The sequence below is a fragment of the Comamonas thiooxydans genome (assembly GCF_002157685.2).
GTDB lineage: Bacteria > Pseudomonadota > Gammaproteobacteria > Burkholderiales > Burkholderiaceae_C > Comamonas > Comamonas testosteroni_H.
This window is the reverse complement of sequence record NZ_AP026738.1, coordinates 99,359-117,492: the sequence shown is the minus strand read 5'-3', so window position 1 is coordinate 117,492 and position 18,134 is coordinate 99,359. Positions and strand designations below refer to the sequence as shown.

Below are 18,134 nucleotides of genomic sequence, written 5' to 3'. Positions count from 1 at the left end.
TAAATCGGCCTGTCATGCGGAGCAGTTATATAAACGCGCGCTTTTTATGGTTACTGGCTCTGAAATTTGTCACCCTCTCCGCATTGACGGCAGCAATTGCCGCCTGGGCCAGTCGGTATAGTTGCCGCCCATGGCCAAAGAGAAAACCACTTTCACCTGCAACGCCTGTGGCGGCACCAGTCCGCGCTGGCTGGGCAAATGCCCGGGCTGCGGCGCCTGGAACACCCTGGTCGAGACCGTGGCCGACTCCGCCTCGGGCGGCAAGAATCGCCTGAGCCAGCCTCAGGGCTATGCAGGTCTGGCCAATGCTCAGCCCGTCACCCCGCTGTCGGCCATCGAGGCCCAGGATGTGGCGCGCACCCCCAGCGGCATCGAGGAGCTGGACCGCGTGCTGGGCGGCGGCGTGGTCGAAGGCGGCGTGGTGCTGATCGGCGGCGACCCCGGAATAGGTAAGTCCACACTTCTTTTGCAGGCCATGGATGCATTGCACCGCATCGGCCTGCCCACGCTCTATGTAACGGGCGAGGAAAGCGGCGCCCAGGTGGCGCTGCGCTCGCGCCGGCTCGGGCTGGACAACAGCCAGGTCAATGTGCTGGCCGAGATCCAGCTTGAGAAAATCCTGGCCACCGTGGAGGCCACCCAGCCCGCCGTGGTGGTGATCGACTCGATCCAGACCGTGTATTCGGACCAGCTCTCCTCGGCCCCTGGCTCCGTGGCCCAGGTGCGCGAATGCGCGGCCCATCTGACGCGCGCGGCCAAGACCACGGGCATCACCATCATTCTGGTGGGCCATGTGACCAAGGACGGCGCGCTGGCCGGCCCGCGCGTGCTCGAGCACATGGTGGACACAGTGCTCTACTTCGAAGGCGACACGCACAGCAACTTCCGCCTGGTGCGCGCCATCAAGAACCGCTTCGGTGCCGTCAACGAGATCGGCGTCTTCGCGATGACGGAAAAAGGCCTCAAGGGCGTGACCAACCCCAGCGCCATCTTTCTGAGCCAGCACAGCGAGCCCGTGCCCGGCAGCTGCGTGCTGGTGACACTCGAAGGCACGCGCCCCATGCTGGTGGAAATCCAGGCCCTGGTGGACCAGGGCGGCCCGGCCGCGCGCCGCCTCTCCGTCGGCTTGGACCGCGACCGGCTGGCCATGCTTCTGGCCGTGCTCAACCGCCATGCGGGCGTGGCCTGCGCCGACCAGGATGTCTTCGTCAATGCCGTGGGCGGCGTGCGCATCAATGAGCCTGCAGCTGACCTGGCGGTGATGTTGGCGATCACTTCCAGTTTGCGCGGCAAGTCGCTGCCCAAGGGTTTTATCGCGTTTGGCGAGGTCGGTCTGGCCGGCGAGGTGCGTCCCGCCCCTCGCGGTCAGGAGCGTCTCAAGGAAGCAGCAAAGTTGGGATTCACTATCGCCGTGGTTCCCAAGGCCAATGCCCCCAAGAAGCCCATCGCCGGCCTGACCATCCATGCCGTGGAGCGCGTTGATGAAGCCATCAACATCGTGCGCGGCATTGGTTGATGTATTTTGATAGCTGCTTGCGCCTATTAGTTATCGATATCAGCCAATAAATGATCTGAAATCGTTGATTGAAATACGTATTCAGCTACTGTTTTTGAAAACCCCTTGGTCACAGCGGCCTGTGCGGACATACGCACTGTCCGCAACCTCAAACCCACACCCTCGTAAGACAATAAGCCCATGAATTTGCGCAATATTTTGGTTCCCCTGGGCTTGATCGTGCTGACGATTGCAGCCTACAACTCTGCGGGCTGGCCGGGCGTGGCGGCCGTGGCAGGCGGCATCCTCATGTGGGGACTGCTGCACTTCACGCGCCTGATGACCATCATGAAGAAGGCGTCGGACCGGCCTATCGGCTATGTGGGCAGTGCCGTGATGCTCAATGCCAAGCTCAAGCCCAAGGTCCCGCTGGTCCATGTGGTGGCCATGACCCGCTCCCTGGGCCAGCGCCTGTCCGAAGAAGGCCAGAGCCCCGAGATCTACCGCTGGACCGACGGCTCGCAGTCCCATGTGACCTGCGAGTTCGTCGCTGGCCGTCTCATGAAGTGGGAGCTGCAGCGTCCCGAGCAAAAGGAAGACACGGCAGCGGCTGATGTGCAAACAACAGACCGGACATCGGCCCCGACCTCCCCCTAAAATGGCAGCTTCAGGAGACAAGCGCTGCCGCCGACCCGGCTGCAGCGCCCGCCGAACACACAACCCATAGAGGATGGTTTTATGAGCCCTGTTGTTCCCTCGATGTCCGACCGCGACGGCAAGATCTGGATGGATGGCCAGTTGGTGGAGTGGCGCGATGCCAAGATCCACGTGCTGACCCATACGCTGCACTATGGCTGCGGCGCCTTTGAAGGCGTGCGCGCCTATGAAACCGCGCAGGGCACGGCCATCTTCCGCCTCGAAGAGCACACCAAGCGCCTGTTCAACAGCGCCAAGATCCTGCGCATGCAGATCCCGTTCAGCCAGGAGCTGGTCAATCAGGCCCAGGTCGAGGTGGTCAAGGCCAACGGCCTCAAATCCTGCTATCTGCGCCCGCTGACCTGGATCGGCGACCGCAAGCTGGGTGTCTCGCCCAAGGGCAATACCATCCACCTGATGGTGGCTGCCTGGGCCTGGGGCGCCTATCTGGGCGAGGAAGGCATGCAGCGCGGCATCCGTACCAAGATTTCCAGCTACACGCGCCACCATGTGAACATCACCATGAGCCAGGCGAAGGCGGTGAGCAACTACACCAACTCCATCCTGGCCAATACCGAGGCTCTGGACGACGGCTACGACGAGGCCATCCTGCTGGATGCATCGGGCTTTGTCTCCGAAGGATCGGGCGAGAACATCTTTGTGATCAAGGATGGCGTGATCTACACCCCCGACCTGTCCGCCGGCGCACTCAACGGCATCACGCGCAACACCGTGCTGCACATCTGCAAGGACCTCGGCCTGGAAGTGGTGCAAAAGCGCATCACCCGCGATGAGCTTTACATTTCGGACGAGCTGTTCTTCACCGGTACCGCCGCAGAAGTCACGCCCATCCGCGAAGTGGACCGCGTGCAGATCGGCGAAGGCCGCCGCGGCCCGATCACCGAGAAAATCCAGGCGGCCTACTTTGACATCGTCAACGGCCGCAATCCCAAGTACACACACTGGCTGACCTTGGTATAAATCACCCCCGGGCGGCTTTGCCGCCTCCCCCTCTGGGGACAGCACCGTCGCTGCGGGACGGCCCTTGCTTGGTGCTTCTGACCTCAATTGCGCCAGTATTTCCGGCCATGCTTCATTATTGAAAACACGAAAGACACGAGAAATGACCACGAATGCCGTCGTCGAACTGGCCGCCAAAGACCTCAACGCACAAGGTGGCGTGTTCTGCCCCAGCCCCAAGGCCGACATGAAGCTGTGGAACAGCCACCCCAAGGTCTATCTGGACGTGGCCAAGACCGGCGACGCCAAATGCCCTTATTGCGGCACGACCTACCGCCTCAAGGCCGGTGAGGTGTTTGCTGGCGGGCATTGAAGCAGCCACCGCTCATGAAAGAGGCTCCCGATAGGAGCCTCTTTTTTTATGCCTCGGGATTGAGAGCCCGATGCCAGGTGCTGCCTGGCACTGCCCCGCCGTGGGCCTTGAACATTTCCGTGAAATGCCGCCTCTCTCCGCCTCTGAGCTTGACGATGGGAGCGCTGATCTTCGGCCCCTGAACCCGACACAGCTGGGGATACAGCAAATACCATTTCCAGCGCAAGGCACGGTGATAGTAATAGGCCGAGTCCTCGGCCTTGAACAATGCCATGCGTGAATACTGTCCTTGGCGCAGAACCTGCTGTGCAGTGACATGGATCAGCAGGTAATGGGGATCGCCAATGTTCTGCCGGATACCGACCCAATCGGGCTGTGCCTGAAGCCGCTGCAGATAGGCCTCGGTTCCCTCGACAATCAAGGCTTGGTGAAATTCCCGCTGCCAGGCGACGATGAAATCGGAGCCCGCCAAAGCGCCAAATGCCCAGCTTTCGATCACAGGCCTCTGCACCAGGGTGGTGAATTTCTCGAGATAGAAACCCACAAACTCAGTCCTGGAGTCGACGGCTGCCTGCATCCAGCCCAATGAGCGCGTCAGCAGGGTGCTGGCATCCAGCCAGAAGCCTCCATGCAGGGCCACCAGGTACAGGCGCAGCCAGTCAGATTGTTTGGTGGGATGCAGCTCATGGAACCGGGCAGGCAAAGCTTCTTGTGCCACGTACTGGGCCAGGTTGCCAGGATGCACAAGGCATACTTCATAATCCGGACACTGCAAACGCCAGCTCTGGATGCATTCGCGCACAAACGAGTCGGGCTGAGCATGGTTCCAGTAGGTCCACAATTTCTTGGGAATCGCAGCGCCCGGCGACGCCGCTAGTTGCGGTGCGGAAGCAGCTATCTCGCCTTCGACAATGACCGGTATTGCGTCGCAATAGCTTGCTGAGGATTTCAGCGTCCGGGGCTGAACCAGCTTCAATGCACTTTTGAATAATTGGGCAGGAATCCGGGTCATGGTGCGAAAAACAAAAAGAAACAATAGACGCAAATGATCTGTGCAGATTGTCCACCAGAACAATGAACTCACACTCTTTCCCTGAGCCAAAACCTGACGCTACAACGCCGGCCCGAATCCTGCACTTCGTGACCGGAGGATTTTCCGGCGCCACCCAGGTCGCGGTAGACCTGAGTCTGGCCGCACTACACACGCCAGGATATGAAGTTCTGCTGGTGCTGCGCCGCAAGCCCAGCACGGATGAGCGCAAGATCGATGCCCTGCGCCAGCAAGGCCTTCAGGTCAAGGTGGTGTCCAACTGGCTGCATGCACTCACCGTCTGGGAGTTGCGCAAAGTCATTCGAGACTTCAAGCCCGATGCGATGTTCGCCCATGGTTTCAGCGACCATATCTGGGGCAGGCGCGCTGCTGCTGCCGAAGGTGTGGCGCATATCTTTCATGTGGAGCACAACTCGCGTGAGCGCTACACGCCGCGTCGTCTGCGCCAGGCCCTGGCACTGGAGCCGTTCACCCAGGCCCATATCGGCGTCTCTGAAGGCGTCAGAACCAGTCTGGTCGAACGAGGTTTCCCGGCCGAAAAATGCATTGCCATCTGCAACGGCATCGATCTGACACGCTTTGCTAAAGACTCCATGCCCCAGCTCTGGCAGGAACGCGAGCCGGCCATTTACATGGCGTCGCGCTTTGCGCGCCAGAAAGATCACGACACGCTGATCAGGGCTCTGGCCGCGCTCAGGCAACGCGGCCTGACGCCCACACTCTATCTGGCCGGGGCAGGCAAGAGTTCGCTCAGAGCCAGAGCCGAGCGACTGGTGGCTGAGCTGGGACTTGAGCAGCAGGTCCGCTTCCTGGGCAATGTCTCGGACCTGCCCCAGCGACTGTCCAGAACTCAGATCTTTGTTCTGGCTACGCACTGGGAAGGCATGCCTCTGGCTCTGGTGGAAGGCATGGCCGCAGGCTGTGCCTGTGTGGTTTCCGATGTCATCGGAGCCCGGGAAGTCGTCACCCCCGAGGTGAACGGCCTGCGGGTGCGGGAGTCAGACCCCGACTCCATGGCCGACGCATTGCAAAGACTGCTCCAGAATCCAGCGCTGGCCCAGAGCCTGGGCGCAGCGGCGCGTGTCCACGCACTAAGCCACTACGGACGAGAGCAGATGTGGTGCCACTATCAAAGACTGCTGCCGGTCAGCGCTTGAGAACTGCCGTTACAAGAGGTTTTGAAGCCCGAAAGTTCCCCCAGCTCAAAGCCAGCTTCATCTTGAATTTGCGCATTTTTTGCAAACGACTCGCCGGTGCTTCTTTTTGGGCCCAGATGCTGCTGATCTCGCTGGTGTCATCCAGAGCAATGACCGAGGGGTAAACCCCGTACACACGCAGGTCGTTCTCAAACCAGAAGCGAATATCCACATCGACTGGTCTATCGAAGGGAATACGTGCCTCCAGCATCTTGCGGGCACCGGACCGACTGATGACATAGCCTGCGGCAAAGCTGGGCACCCTTTTATAGGAGATCAGTTGCAAAGATCCCTCAACCAACGGGCCTTGATCCGCGATCTTTTCCGGCTCGCGCCCGTAGAGCTTGATCATGTCCCAGCTGCCATCGACGGGCAGTGCTTCAATCGCGGCCAGTGCCTGGGGCAAATCCGGCAGAAGCCGCACATCATCTTCGAAGACCACCATGGCAGGAGCGTCGCTATCCATGAGTTGCTGCCATGACCTCAGATGGCTGGCGTAACAGCCCTTCTCTCCGTTGCTCAGAGGTTTGAAGTAGCGGCCATGGCTTTGCGGCGCACAAAAGTAACGTTTTTGCTCAGCCTCGGACAGATCCGCCCACCACACTGCAGGCAAGCGCGACGCTGTCAACCCCATTTGCGAGAGCTGGGCTGTCATCCGCTCGTGGCGCTTTGCATCCTTGGACAGATTGATAAAGACAATGGGTAATGACGACATACACTTCTGCACCGAATACAAGACCTGCAGTGTAGGTTGAAGCCAACTGCCTCGCAGGAGAACCTGATTGACAACTATGAATGTGCCTACACAAGTCACACCTAAAGCCGGCAAGCGGGCTGCTGCTCTTGCTCATGCCCTGGATGCCGCCTGCTTTGCATTCTTTGCGCTGAGTCTTTGCGTCCCCTCGGGCTACTCTTACGGATCCACGGCCCTGGCTCTTTTGACTCTCGCCGGTTGTATCGCAGCCCGCCCCAGAGGCCCCGCTCGACGCGAAACTTTCGTGCTGGTGGGGCTGATGCTGGTGCTGGGCCTGCTCTGGAGCCTGTCCTTCGACCACTGGTTCTCGGCGGCGGGCTGGGGCTATGGCGCGAAATACGCGCTGGCCGCTCTCAGCCTCTGGTATCTGAGCAAAACAGGTATCCGGCTCACGGCCATTGTCTGGGGCCTGGCTCTGGGGAGTGTGGGTGCTCTGGCGATTGCTGCGTATCAAGCCGGCGTGCTCAAGATGCTACGTGTCTCCGGCTTCACCAATGCCATCCAGTATGGTGGCATCGCCATGTATATGGGTTTTGCCACCTTGTCCCTGGCTTTGCTGGGCCGCTGGAGCAAGTCTCAAACAATAGCTCTGGGACTAATGGGTGCATGCGGTATTTATGCGTCCTTTCTTTCCGACTCCCGCGGCTCCTGGGTCGTGATCCCGCTGCTGATTGCGGCCATCTGGCTGATGGCATGGCTCAATGGCTACAAGCGTCTGGCCAGCATGACGGCGGCAGCCATGCTGCTGCTCGGGCTGATCGTGGCAGTGCCGGCCTACCAGAAGCTGGAACAACGAAGCAGTGAAGCTGCTCGGGAAGTCTCACAGTATCTGCAAGACCCGCAGAAATATGCAGTGACCTCTGTCGGCCAGCGTCTGGAGCAATGGCGGCTTGCCATACATCTGATCGAGCAGCGCCCCTTCAGCGGCTGGGGATTGACCGGCTATTCTGCAGCCAAGCAGCAAATGGTCGATCAAGGCCTGGCCCACCCTTCGGTCATGGAATATGGGCATGCGCACAATGAGATCCTGGACATGTGGGTCAAGCGCGGGCTGCCAGGTCTGATCCTGCTGCTGGCGTTCTACGCCGTGCCTGCAGCCATTTTCTGGCCCACGCAGCGCCGTCTGGCGCACGCCGATGCGGCGCAGCGCTCCAAGCTGCTGGCTCTGCGCGCGGCCGCCACACTGCTGCCGCTGGCCTACTTCGGCTTTGGCTGGACCCAGGTGTTCTTCGCGCACAACAGCGGAAACATGTTCTATATTTTCAGCCTCGCCGTGCTCTGGGGCGGTATTTGCAGAATGGAAACCCCGTCTGCAGTCACCCAAACTCAGTCCTGAGACCTGCCAGGCAAACCCAGGGCCAGAGCTCCCAGAGCTCCCTGGCCCAGGGCAAAGACACCATACAAGAGCCCAACCCCAACCGCTAGCACCGCAGGTACTCCGAAGGGCGCCAGGGCTGCCACTGCAGCGGCTTCACGGGTGCCCCAGCCGCCCACACTGACAGGCAGTGCCGCCATCAGAAACACGGGGGCGATGACAAAGGCCCATATGGCCAGCGGCAAATGCAGGCCCAGAGCCATGGCCCCACATGCCAGCGCAGCAGCGGACAGCAATTGCACCAATGCCGAGGATGCGGCTTGCACCCACAGTTGCCGCAGGAGGTTCGGGCTGCTTGCCGCCATGCGCACAGGCTCCAGCCATGCACCAGGCAACTTGAACCAGTTGCTGCGCAAGCCCTGCAGGGCAACCCAAGGCAGCAGCAACCACAGCATGATGCCGACAAGCAGCAGCGCGATGAAAACCGTGGTGTTCATGTGCAGCCAGGGAGCCAGTGTGGAAGCACAGGCCACCGCCCCCAGGCCACCGATCGCACACAGCATCCACAGACCGCTGACGCGATCCAGAATCACTGAAAGATTGCTTGCCGCCTTGGCCTGCCCGGTCTTCTGCAGCGCAATCGCACGATAGACATCTCCGCCCACAACAGCGCCAGGCAGCAACACATTCAGGCCAATGGCCTGAAAGTACCAGCGTATGCCAGAGGTCACCGACATCTCGGCTCCCAGCCACCGCGCCATGGCACGCCAGCGCCATGCCGACACAGCGTTCGAGGCAATGGAAATCCCGAAGCCCCCTAGCAACCACCAGGGGCTGGCCTGCTGCAGCCGACCCCACAGTTGCACAGGGTTGGCGAGATAGACAACGGCTGCCAGCAAGGCGATGCCCATCAGGGCCCGGACAACCGCCTTCCGCGCCTTGCTCACAGGACCGGGGTCTCGGTTTTCGCTGTTTTTTCTTCGGGCTTGTGCTTGGCTGCGCTGTAATCCTTGGCGTGGTACTGAAGGCCGCTGCCCGACTCGTAATAGATACGCGTCAGCAGCTCGCCGATCAGGCCCGCTGCGATGAACTGCATGCCCATGAGCACCAGCATGACTCCCGCCATCAGCAGGGGACGGCCACCAATCGATTCGCCCATGATCTTCTGCGCCAGCAGCCACAGCAGGATCAGCACGCCAGGCGTTGCCATCCACAGTCCCATGCCGCCGAAGGCATGCAGCGGACGCTGGCGAAAGCGCATGAAAAAGACAATGAAGATCAGATCCAGAATCACCCGGAAGGTGCGATCTATGCCGTATTTGGAGACACCGCGCGTGCGTGCATGGTGACGCACCGGAATCTCCGTGATACGCGCACCGGCATCACGCGCCAGCGAGGGGATGAAGCGGTGCATCTCGCCATACAGGCGAATGCGGTCAATGATTTCGCGGCGATAGGCCTTCAATGCACAGCCATAGTCATGCAGCTGCACATTGGTGAATTTGGAAATCAGGCGGTTGGCCAGCACCGAGGGCAGGCGGCGCGACAGGGCCTTGTCCTGGCGATTCTTGCGCCAGCCCGAGATCATGTCCACATCGGGATCGTTTTCCAGACGTTCCAGCAACAGCGGAATATCACCGGGCTCATTTTGCAGATCTGCATCCAGGGTCACCACATACCGGCCGCGCACCCGGTCAAAACCGGCCTGCAGGGCACTGGACTGACCGTAATTGCGCACCAGGCAGACGGCGCGCACCCAGGGATGCTGTTCGGCCAGCTCACGCAGACGTCTGGCACTGCCATCCGTCGACCCATCGTCCACCGCAATCAGTTCGTAGCTCAGTGACTGGGTGCGCATGGCCTCGTCAATACGGGCCACCAGATCGGGCAGATTATCGAACTCGTTATAAACAGGAACAACGATGGAGACTTCGGGATTGGAATCGTGCACGGACGTCATGCTCAATGATTTTGGATAACAGTCACCTATACTAACTGAATACCCTAGGTGCCATTTGCGCCAGGCCCATTGTTTGGCCTGCAAAGCCAAGCGCAATCGTAAGTGCACACTATCAAAATATGTGCACCCGCCAAATCCTATGGCATCAAACTCCTCGACTTCTATTCGCCCAGACTGGCAGCAGACCCTTTATGCCAAGCCATGGATATGGCTGGCTCTTTTAGTTTGTGCCCATATCGTTTCCCGTATCAGCATTTCAGCAGGCATGAAATGGGATGAGTCCGAACAGATTCTCTGGGCCCAGCAATTGCAGCTGGGTTATGGCCCGCAGCCGCCTCTGTATACCTGGATGCAATGGGCGGTCTGTCAGCTTCTCGGCCCTTCTGTGCTGGCTCTTGCATTGCTCAAACATCTGCTGATTGCCCTGGCCTATTGCCTGGCATGGCTGGCTGGCCGGCAGGTGCTCAATCAGAAAGGTGCCTGGTGGGTTGCCGCAGGTCTGCTGCTGATGCCTCCCTTCGGCTGGGACTCGCTGCGCGACCAGACTCATACGGTGATGGTGACGGCCATGACCATGGGGCTATGGTGGGCCGTGCTGCGCCAGGTGCAAAGGCCGCAAGCCATCAATTTTGTTTTGATCGGCCTCTTCTGCGGTCTGGGCATGCTGTCCAAATACAGCTATGCCATGCTCATTGGCGCCTTGTTCGTGGCCTCCATGACGGTGGCACAGGTCCGCTCGGCCATCTTCGCCAGGGGCTGGTGGCTGGCTCCGCTGGTGGGCTTGCTGGTGTTTGCGCCTCATGGCTTCTGGCTGGCTTCGCACTGGGGCATGGCAACCACCGAAACCGTACAGAAGATGTCCATCTCCACCGAGGCCTCGCATCTGAAAGGTCTGGGCAATCTGCTCAAGGCCCTGCTTTCGACCTTGGGCCTGTGGCTGATTGCCGCTCTGATCAGCTACCGCTCCAGACTCTGGAAACCCGGAACCAAAGCGTCTTTGCCGGGCCAGGAGTGGGCCAGGCCTTTGCTGCGCAACTACCTGCTCATCATTGCCATCTGCCTGCTGGGCATGGTGCTGGCGGCAGATGTCACGGACTTCAAACAGCGCTGGATGCTGCCTCTGACGGCTGTTGCGCCCTTGACCCTGTATGTCTGGCGCCCGGCACTGCTGGAGCAGGGCGTGGGCCGCATGTTCACCGTCTTCGTCATCGTCTTTGCCCTGATCTTTCTGATCATGGCCACGCTGCGTCCCTGGCAGGGTGGCCGCAAGAACGATCCCGACGAACTCAACCATCCGGTCAAGACGCTGGCCCAGGAACTACGCAAGGCCGGTTATGACGGCAAGGGCGTCATCGTTGGCTCGGACCATATGATGGCAGCCATGCTGCATTCGCAGTTCCCGCAAACCTACGCCCTGGGCTGCTCCGATGGCGCACAGCTGAGGCAGTGCCTGTCTCAGGCCAAAGCCGATACCGCTGGCGGCCTGCTGTTGATTACACGCGCCGACAAGCCCGTCGCGGACTGGTGGGACGGCGTCTTCACCACTCAGACAAAAACCGCGGTGCAGACACTGAGCATCCCTTTCGAGAAAATGCCTGCCAGCGCAACATCTGCGCAATACCAATACCTCTGGATTGCCCCATGAATCCCGTTCTGATCACCGGCTGTGCCGGCTTTATCGGCATGCATTGCGCCAAGCGACTGCTTGAGCAAGGCGTGCCCGTGGTTGGCATCGACAACCTCAACAACTACTACGACGTGGCGCTCAAGCATGCCCGCCTCGCCGAGTTGCGCCCACACGCCCACTTCCGCTTTGTGGAGCTCGATGTGGCGGACCGGCAAGGCATGTCCGACCTGTTTGCCGAGGTAGCCCCGAGCAAAGTTCTGCACCTGGCCGCACAAGCCGGTGTGCGCTACTCCATCGATCAGCCTGACGACTACACCGACTCGAATCTGCTGGGCTTTGGCAATATCTTGCAAGGATGCCGCAAGCACCAGGTCGAGCATCTGGTCTATGCCAGCAGTTCCAGCGTCTATGGCGGCAACACCAAGATGCCGTTTGCAGAAAGCGACGCGGTGGACCACCCCATCAGCTACTACGCAGCCACCAAGAAGGCCAATGAGCTGATGGCCCATAGCTATGCGCACCTGTACGGGATACCCACCACAGGCCTGCGCTTCTTCACGGTGTACGGCCCCTGGGGCCGCCCCGACATGGCCTTGTTCAAGTTCACCAAGGCCATACTCGCGGGCGAGAGCATCGATGTTTATGGCGAAGGCAAGCTGGTGCGCGACTTCACCTATATCGACGATATCGTCGAAGGCATCATGCGCGTGCTGGACAAGCCCGCCACGCCCGACGCCAGCCATGACAGCCAGAACCCCAACCCTGGCACCAGCACCGCGCCCTATCGCATCTTCAATATCGGCAACAACGCACCCACCGTGCTGATGGACTACATCGCGGCACTGGAAGGCGCCCTGCAAATGACCGCTCGCAAGCAAATGCTGCCCATACAGCCCGGGGACATGCACAGCACCTCGGCCGACACACGCGCCCTGCAGGCCTGGGTCGGCTTCTCGCCAGCCATGCCCGTGGTCACGGGCGTGCAGCATTTTGTGGATTGGTATCGCTCTTTTTATCGCGTATGAAAGTTACTGTCTTTGGTACCGGCTATGTCGGTCTTGTGCAAGGCGCCGTGCTGGCCGATGTGGGCCACCAGGTGCTTTGCGTGGATGTGGATGAGAAGAAAGTCGCGGCACTCAAGGCCGGACAGATTCCCATCCATGAACCTGGCCTCGATGCACTCGTCACCAGCAACCAGCAACTGGGCCGCTTGCAGTTCACCACCAATGCCGCCGAAGGCGTGGCACACAGCGAGTTGATCTTTCTGGCCGTGGGCACACCACCCGATGAAGACGGCAGCGCCGACCTGCAATATGTGCTGGCTGTTGCCCGCACCATTGCCAAGCACATGGACGGCCCGCGCATCGTCATCAACAAATCGACGGTGCCCGTGGGCACGGCGGACAAGGTCTCGGCCGTGATCGCCGAAGGCCTTGCACAGCGCAATGTGCAATACCCGTTCGATGTGGTGTCGAACCCCGAGTTTCTCAAGGAAGGCGCGGCCGTGGGCGACTGCCAGCGCCCGGACCGCATCATCATCGGCACCGGCAACCCGGCTTCCGAAGCCAAGCTGCGCGAGCTCTACGCCCCCTTCAACCGCAATCGCGACAAGATCGTGACGATGGATGTCCGAAGCGCCGAGCTGACCAAATATGCGGCCAATGCCATGCTGGCGACCAAGATCAGCTTCATGAACGAGATTGCCAACCTGGCGGAAAAGCTGGGTGCCAATGTGGAGGCCGTGCGCCGCGGCATCGGCAGCGATCCGCGCATCGGCTATCACTTCATCTACCCGGGCGTGGGCTATGGCGGCAGCTGCTTTCCCAAGGACGTGAAGGCGCTGATCCACACCGCCAGGGAGGTCGAGTTCGAGCCCCTGCTGCTCAATGCCGTAGAGGACCGCAACCATGCCCAGCGCAATGTGCTGTTCGAGCGCATCAGCGCCTTCTACAGCGGCCAGCTTGAGGGCAAGACCATCGCCGTCTGGGGCCTGGCCTTCAAGCCCAATACCGATGATATGCGCGAAGCGCCCAGCCGCAATCTGCTGGAGTCGCTCTGGGCCGCCGGTGCCAAGGTGAAAGCCTACGACCCCGTTGCCATGAAGGAAGCCCGTCGCATCTACGGCGAGCGTGCCGACCTGCAGCTGGTGGATAGCCCCCTTGCTGCCGTGCAGGATGCAGACAGCCTGGCCATCGTGACCGAATGGCAGATCTTCCGTGCGCCGGACTTCGACCTGCTGGCCGCAACGCTGAACGACAGAATGATTTTTGACGGCCGCAACCTCTACGAGCCTGCCCTGCCTGCCAGCCATGGCCTGGGCTATGTCTCCATAGGCCGCCCCGCCCAGCCTCCGCGCTGAAACAAAAAGCCCCGCAGGCCGAAACCTGCGGGGCTTTTTTGAGGGCGCCGGATCAGACCAGCGGCAGACAGATCACAAAGCTCGCGCCGCTACGGCCGTCCTTGCGTGCCTCGCAGTGCACCGTGCCACCGTGCCGCTCGGCAATCGAGCGCACCAGCGACAGGCCCAGGCCCACACCGCCAGACCTCTCGCTGGCGCCAGGTAGGCGATAGAACTTCTCGAAGATACGCTCACGCTGCGCCTGGGGAACGCCGGGGCCGTGGTCCTCGACACGGATCAAGGCCATGCCGTCCTGCCTCGACAGGGACAGCGTGATCTCGCCCTCGCTGTAGCGGCGCGCATTCTCCAGCAGATTGCGCACGGCGCGGCGCAGCAGTTTCGCGATCCCCTGCACCTCCAGCGGACCCTCGGTCTGCATCTCCAGATCGGCGTCGATGCGCGCGCATTCCTCGGCCGCCAGACCGATCAGATCGACCGACTCCACCGTGCCCACATCGACCTCGCTGGAGTCCAGGCGGCTGGCCAGCAGGATCTCGTCGACCAGTTGGTCCAGTTCGCCGATATTGCGCTGGATCTCGGCCTTGGCACGGGCACTGGCCGGATCGTTCCCCATGAACTCCAGGCCCATGCGGATGCGCGTCAGCGGCGAGCGCAGCTCATGCGAGGCATTGGCCAGCAGAGATTTGTGAGACGTCATCAAGGTCTCGATGCGCGCGGCAGCGGCATTGAACTGGTGCGCCAGATCTGCCACCTCATCATGGCCGTGCTCGGGTACTCGCACCGACAGATCGCCCTCGCCGAAGCGCTTGACGCCGCGCTGCAGGTTTTCCAGACGCTTGAGCAGGCGGCGGATGATGGGGAACACGCCCACAACCACTGCCACACCGACCAGGCCCAGCATCCACAGAAAGCCGAACGGTGGCCGCAGCCAGAAGGCCACGGCACCATCACGCGGCGGAGGGCGGCCCTCACGCCACTCGCGTGGTGCCATCCACAGCTCATAGACCTGCCCGTCCCTGGCGGCAATTTCAAAACGCACACCATCTACGGGCGAGCCGGAGATGCGGTTGCCACGCCCTTCCACCAGAACCTCGCCCTCGGGGCCTTTGAGCACCATCTCGCGCGAGGGAGGCGTGGTGCTGTTCTGAGCGCGCTGCTCTTCGGCAATATTCCAGGCCCATGCCACGCACAGCGTGAGCACGGCCACGCCGACTACCACCGCCAGCCAGATGCGCAGATACAGGCGCTGAGAGAAAGCATGCAGCAGCTTCATCAGTCTTGTTGCTTGGCAAAAACATAACCCACACCGCGCACCGTGAGAATGCGCTTGGGAGCCTTGGGGTCGGCCTCGATCGCGGCACGGATGCGGCCCATGTGCACGTCGATGGACCGATCGAAGGCCTCCAATTCGCGCCCGCGCACGGCTTCCATGATCTGGTCGCGCGTCAGCACGCGACCGGCGCGCTCGGCCAGCGCCACCAGCAGATCGAACTGGTAGGAAGTGAGATCGGCCTGCTGCTCGCCCACCGACACGGTACGGGCATCACGATCGATTTCCAGGCTGCCGAAGCGCATGACGGCATTCGCGGGCGCCGCCTGGCTCTCGCCGCCTTTGCGGCGCAGGATGGCACGAATGCGGGCCAGCAACTCGCGCGGCTCGAAAGGCTTGGGCAGATAGTCGTCTGCGCCCAGCTCCAGGCCGATGATGCGGTCCATGGGATCGCCCTTGGCGGTCAGCATCAGCACCGGGACCTGTGCAGGGGCACCAGGCATGGAACGTATGCGGCGGCAGACTTCAAGGCCGTCCATGTCGGGCAGCATCAGGTCAAGGATCACCAGGTCGGGCAACTCGACCGAGCCACCATCGCTGGGCTGCAGCTGTTCCAGGCCGCTTTTGCCGTCAGCCATATGGGTCACTTCCAGGCCGTTATTGCCCAGGTAATCGCTCACCATTTGCGCCAGGCGAACGTCGTCCTCAATCATCAGAAGTTGGTGCGTGCTCATAGGGGGCAGTGTAGTCATGCTCGCGCCTCGGTATTTCTTCAAGACGTCATGCTGCAGCACGCAGGTGACCTGCTCTTGTCTGGTGCGTAAAGTTGGGTAAACGCCGAATCGCTCAAAAACAATAGCTGTCAGCGCTTACCCATCAAGCGTCAGAACCAATTTTCACTCTGGAAGCCAGGAAAATCAGCAGCAGCACGGGGAAGCCCATCAGTGCCGTGGTGTGGAAAAACGCCTCGTAACCATAAGCATCGACAAACGCTCCCGAGAAGCCCGCCAGCCACTTGGGGGCCAGCAGCATCATCGAACTGAACAGCGCATATTGCGTGGCCGAGTACTGCACATTGGTCAGGCCCGAGAGATAGGCGATGAAGGCCGCCGAGGCGATTCCCCCGGCGAGATTGTCGGCGCTGACCACCCAGACCAGTGCCGAGACATCGTGGCCGCGCGTGGCCAGCCAGGCAAACAGAATATTGGTGCAGGCCGACAGCACGGCGCCCAGCATCAGCACGCGCATCACGCCCCAGCGCACTGCCATGGTGCCGCCCACAAAGCCACCCAGCAGCGTCATGATGACGCCGAACACCTTGGTCACGGCGGCAACCTCTTCCTTGGTGTAGCCCATGTCCACATAGAACGGATTGGCCATGATGCCCATCACCACGTCGCTCACGCGATACAGACCGATCAGCGCCAGCAGCAGCAACGCCTGCCAGCGGTAGCGGCCGATGAAGTCGGCAAACGGAGCAATCAACGCGCCCTGGATCCACTCGGCCGCATTGCGTGCCGGTGCCATGGGACGAGCTTCAGGCTCGGGCGAGAGCAGCACTGTGATCATGCCCACCAGCATGCTCGCCGCCATTGCCGTGTAGGCCACATGCCAGGCCTGCACCATATAGCCCTGCACATCACCTTGGACCTGGGCCGCTACCCACAACACGCCGGCGCCAGCCCAGATCATGGCCAGGCGATAGCCGGTCTGGTACGTGGCAGCCAGAGCCGCCTGATCGTCGACCTTGGCGGACTCGATGCGATAGGCATCCAGCGCGATATCCTGCGTGGCCGAGCCGAAAGCCACCAGCACCGCGCACAACACCAGCGGCTGCAGGGATTGCTTGGGGTCCATGAACGACATGCCGAGCAGGCCCGCCACGATCAACAGCTGCGAAAACAACAGCCAGCTGCGGCGACGCCCCAGCATCCGCGTCAGTGCCGGCAAGGGCAGACGATCCACCAGCGGAGACCACACCCATTTGAAGGCATAGGCCAGGCCCACCCAGCTCAGGAATCCTATCGTCGTGCGGTCGATATCGGCCTCACGCAGCCAGAAGCTCAAGGTGCCCAGCACCAGCAGCAGCGGCAGGCCGGCCGAGAAACCCAGGGCCAGCATGCGCAGGCTGGTGGGCTGGGCATAGACCTTGAAGGCCTGGCTCCAGCTGCGCTTGGGCTTGATGACGACATCTGCGGAAGTGGGGCTGGTGCTTGTTTGGGACGACTCGGTCATGGTCTGGTTCTCTGAGGCAGAGGGCATTATCGGTTGCCCGCGCCAGTCGCAGGGCGCTACCATTACCGTGACCGCCGTCTCTTTCTGTAAGCAGGATTGCCCCATGAGCCGTGACACCGCATCCCCGCGCCCTGTGCTTGACCAGGCACAGACCTCGGTGCGCAGCTACAGCGGCGAGCATCAGGCCCATGCCCATGACCATGCCCAGATTCTGTTTGCGCTGCAGGGCCGCATGGAGCTGGAGGTGGGTGGCAGACCCAGCTTTGTGGACAGCGCCTGCGGCATGGTCATACCCGCAGGTACCGGCCACGGCTATCTGGCCGCACCGCAAACCCAGGTGCTGGTGATCGACGCGCCCATGATCCAGGGGCTGGACAAGCTGCGCCGGTTTGCCGTGCCCCCGGCGTTGCGCTTCCCCCAGTCAAGTCTGTCAGCCGCCGCGCAGATGGCTCTGGTGCTGCAGGCTCCCACCTTGCTGCAACGTCGCGGCATGGATCTGCTGTGGCTGCAGCGCCAAGTGCAGGCTGCTTTGCATGAAAGCTGGCCCACGGCCCGGCTGGCGGACCTGGTGCATCTGAGCGTGGCCCAGTTCCACGCCCGTTTTGTGGAGTTGACGGACCGCACCCCGCAGGACTGGCTGCGCGGCCTGCGTCTGGATGCTGCCGTGCTGCAGCTCAAGCAAGGAGCGGCACTCGAAGCGACCGCACTGCGCTGCGGCTACGCATCGGCCAGCGCCCTGGCCTATGCACTGCGGCGCGAGCGCGGCCTGACATCGCGCCAGCTGCGCGAGCGCCGCTGAGCCGCCCCTCGCACTTCAAGCGTTTCTCGACAGATGAGCGGCCC

At 61.4% G+C, this 18,134-nt stretch carries 17 protein-coding genes; 10 read left to right on the top strand and 7 right to left on the bottom strand.

Annotation, left to right across the window (positions count from 1 at the left end):
- Nucleotides 1-130 precede the first annotated feature (130 nt).
- The 4 genes from radA to CTR2_RS00500 all read left to right on the top strand — a co-directional run bounded on the left by radA (nucleotide 131) and on the right by CTR2_RS00500 (nucleotide 3,524).
- Complete coding sequence (gene radA, locus CTR2_RS00515) at nucleotides 131-1,516, top strand: DNA repair protein RadA (RefSeq protein ID WP_012836620.1); 1,386 nt, start codon at nucleotides 131-133, stop codon at nucleotides 1,514-1,516.
- A 180-nt stretch (nucleotides 1,517-1,696) separates the two neighbouring features.
- Nucleotides 1,697-2,152, top strand: a complete 456-nt coding sequence (locus CTR2_RS00510; RefSeq protein WP_087085514.1) for a glycerate kinase — start codon at nucleotides 1,697-1,699, stop codon at nucleotides 2,150-2,152.
- 81 nt (nucleotides 2,153-2,233) lie between these two features.
- Nucleotides 2,234-3,172, top strand: a complete 939-nt coding sequence (locus tag CTR2_RS00505; RefSeq protein WP_087085515.1) for a branched-chain amino acid transaminase — start codon at nucleotides 2,234-2,236, stop codon at nucleotides 3,170-3,172.
- A gap of 142 nt (nucleotides 3,173-3,314) precedes the next feature.
- Complete coding sequence (locus CTR2_RS00500) at nucleotides 3,315-3,524, top strand: zinc-finger domain-containing protein (protein ID WP_003059801.1); 210 nt, start codon at nucleotides 3,315-3,317, stop codon at nucleotides 3,522-3,524.
- A gap of 46 nt (nucleotides 3,525-3,570) precedes the next feature.
- On the opposite strand, the gene CTR2_RS00495 is transcribed toward CTR2_RS00500, so the two are convergent.
- Nucleotides 3,571-4,536, bottom strand: coding sequence for a glycosyltransferase family 32 protein (locus CTR2_RS00495; protein WP_176391768.1), 966 nt, complete (start codon nucleotides 4,534-4,536; stop codon nucleotides 3,571-3,573).
- Between the two features lie 62 nt (nucleotides 4,537-4,598).
- Between CTR2_RS00495 and CTR2_RS00490 the strand changes: the two genes are divergently transcribed.
- A complete protein-coding gene (locus CTR2_RS00490) occupies nucleotides 4,599-5,732 on the top strand; it encodes a glycosyltransferase (RefSeq protein WP_087085516.1) in 1,134 nt (377 codons plus the stop codon).
- Here the strand turns inward: CTR2_RS00490 and CTR2_RS00485 are convergent.
- Complete coding sequence (locus tag CTR2_RS00485) at nucleotides 5,722-6,486, bottom strand: glycosyltransferase family 25 protein (protein ID WP_087085517.1); 765 nt, start codon at nucleotides 6,484-6,486, stop codon at nucleotides 5,722-5,724. The two genes, CTR2_RS00490 and CTR2_RS00485, sit on opposite strands and share 11 nt — an antisense overlap.
- A gap of 76 nt (nucleotides 6,487-6,562) precedes the next feature.
- On the opposite strand from CTR2_RS00485, the gene CTR2_RS00480 reads away from it, so the two are divergent.
- A complete protein-coding gene (locus CTR2_RS00480; protein ID WP_087085518.1) occupies nucleotides 6,563-7,861 on the top strand; it encodes an O-antigen ligase family protein in 1,299 nt (432 codons plus the stop codon).
- Here the strand turns inward: CTR2_RS00480 and CTR2_RS00475 are convergent.
- Nucleotides 7,852-8,751, bottom strand: coding sequence for a lysylphosphatidylglycerol synthase transmembrane domain-containing protein (locus tag CTR2_RS00475; protein ID WP_176391758.1), 900 nt, complete (start codon nucleotides 8,749-8,751; stop codon nucleotides 7,852-7,854). The two genes, CTR2_RS00480 and CTR2_RS00475, sit on opposite strands and share 10 nt — an antisense overlap.
- Before the next feature lie 32 nt (nucleotides 8,752-8,783).
- Complete coding sequence (locus CTR2_RS00470) at nucleotides 8,784-9,800, bottom strand: glycosyltransferase family 2 protein (protein WP_087085520.1); 1,017 nt, start codon at nucleotides 9,798-9,800, stop codon at nucleotides 8,784-8,786.
- A 265-nt stretch (nucleotides 9,801-10,065) separates the two neighbouring features.
- On the opposite strand from CTR2_RS00470, the gene CTR2_RS00465 reads away from it, so the two are divergent.
- From CTR2_RS00465 to CTR2_RS00455, 3 genes are read left to right on the top strand one after another with little or no spacing between them, the layout of a single operon-like run.
- Nucleotides 10,066-11,445 (top strand): ArnT family glycosyltransferase, encoded by a 1,380-nt coding sequence (locus CTR2_RS00465; RefSeq protein ID WP_087085521.1) that lies wholly within the window; start codon nucleotides 10,066-10,068, stop codon nucleotides 11,443-11,445.
- Nucleotides 11,442-12,452 (top strand): NAD-dependent epimerase, encoded by a 1,011-nt coding sequence (locus CTR2_RS00460; RefSeq protein WP_087085522.1) that lies wholly within the window; start codon nucleotides 11,442-11,444, stop codon nucleotides 12,450-12,452. The genes CTR2_RS00465 and CTR2_RS00460 overlap by 4 nt, the downstream gene beginning before the upstream one ends.
- Nucleotides 12,449-13,786 carry a UDP-glucose dehydrogenase family protein gene (locus CTR2_RS00455; protein ID WP_087085523.1) on the top strand — a complete coding sequence of 446 codons (1,338 nt, stop codon included), beginning with the start codon at nucleotides 12,449-12,451 and terminating at the stop codon, nucleotides 13,784-13,786. The genes CTR2_RS00460 and CTR2_RS00455 overlap by 4 nt, the downstream gene beginning before the upstream one ends.
- A 52-nt stretch (nucleotides 13,787-13,838) precedes the next feature.
- Here CTR2_RS00455 and CTR2_RS00450 read toward each other — a convergent pair whose 3' ends face one another.
- From CTR2_RS00450 to CTR2_RS00440, 3 genes are all read right to left on the bottom strand, one after another.
- A complete protein-coding gene (locus tag CTR2_RS00450; protein WP_087085524.1) occupies nucleotides 13,839-15,059 on the bottom strand; it encodes a HAMP domain-containing sensor histidine kinase in 1,221 nt (406 codons plus the stop codon).
- Nucleotides 15,059-15,808, bottom strand: a complete 750-nt coding sequence (locus CTR2_RS00445; protein ID WP_003059830.1) for a response regulator — start codon at nucleotides 15,806-15,808, stop codon at nucleotides 15,059-15,061. The genes CTR2_RS00450 and CTR2_RS00445 overlap by 1 nt, the downstream gene beginning before the upstream one ends.
- A 124-nt stretch (nucleotides 15,809-15,932) precedes the next feature.
- On the bottom strand, nucleotides 15,933-17,291 hold the full coding sequence (locus CTR2_RS00440) for an AmpG family muropeptide MFS transporter (protein ID WP_254913481.1): 1,359 nt from the start codon (nucleotides 17,289-17,291) through the stop codon (nucleotides 15,933-15,935).
- A 103-nt stretch (nucleotides 17,292-17,394) separates the two neighbouring features.
- Here CTR2_RS00440 and CTR2_RS00435 point away from each other — a divergent pair, with 103 nt between their 5' ends.
- Complete coding sequence (locus CTR2_RS00435; protein WP_087085526.1) at nucleotides 17,395-18,090, top strand: helix-turn-helix domain-containing protein; 696 nt, start codon at nucleotides 17,395-17,397, stop codon at nucleotides 18,088-18,090.
- The last annotated feature ends 44 nt before the right edge of the window (nucleotides 18,091-18,134 follow it).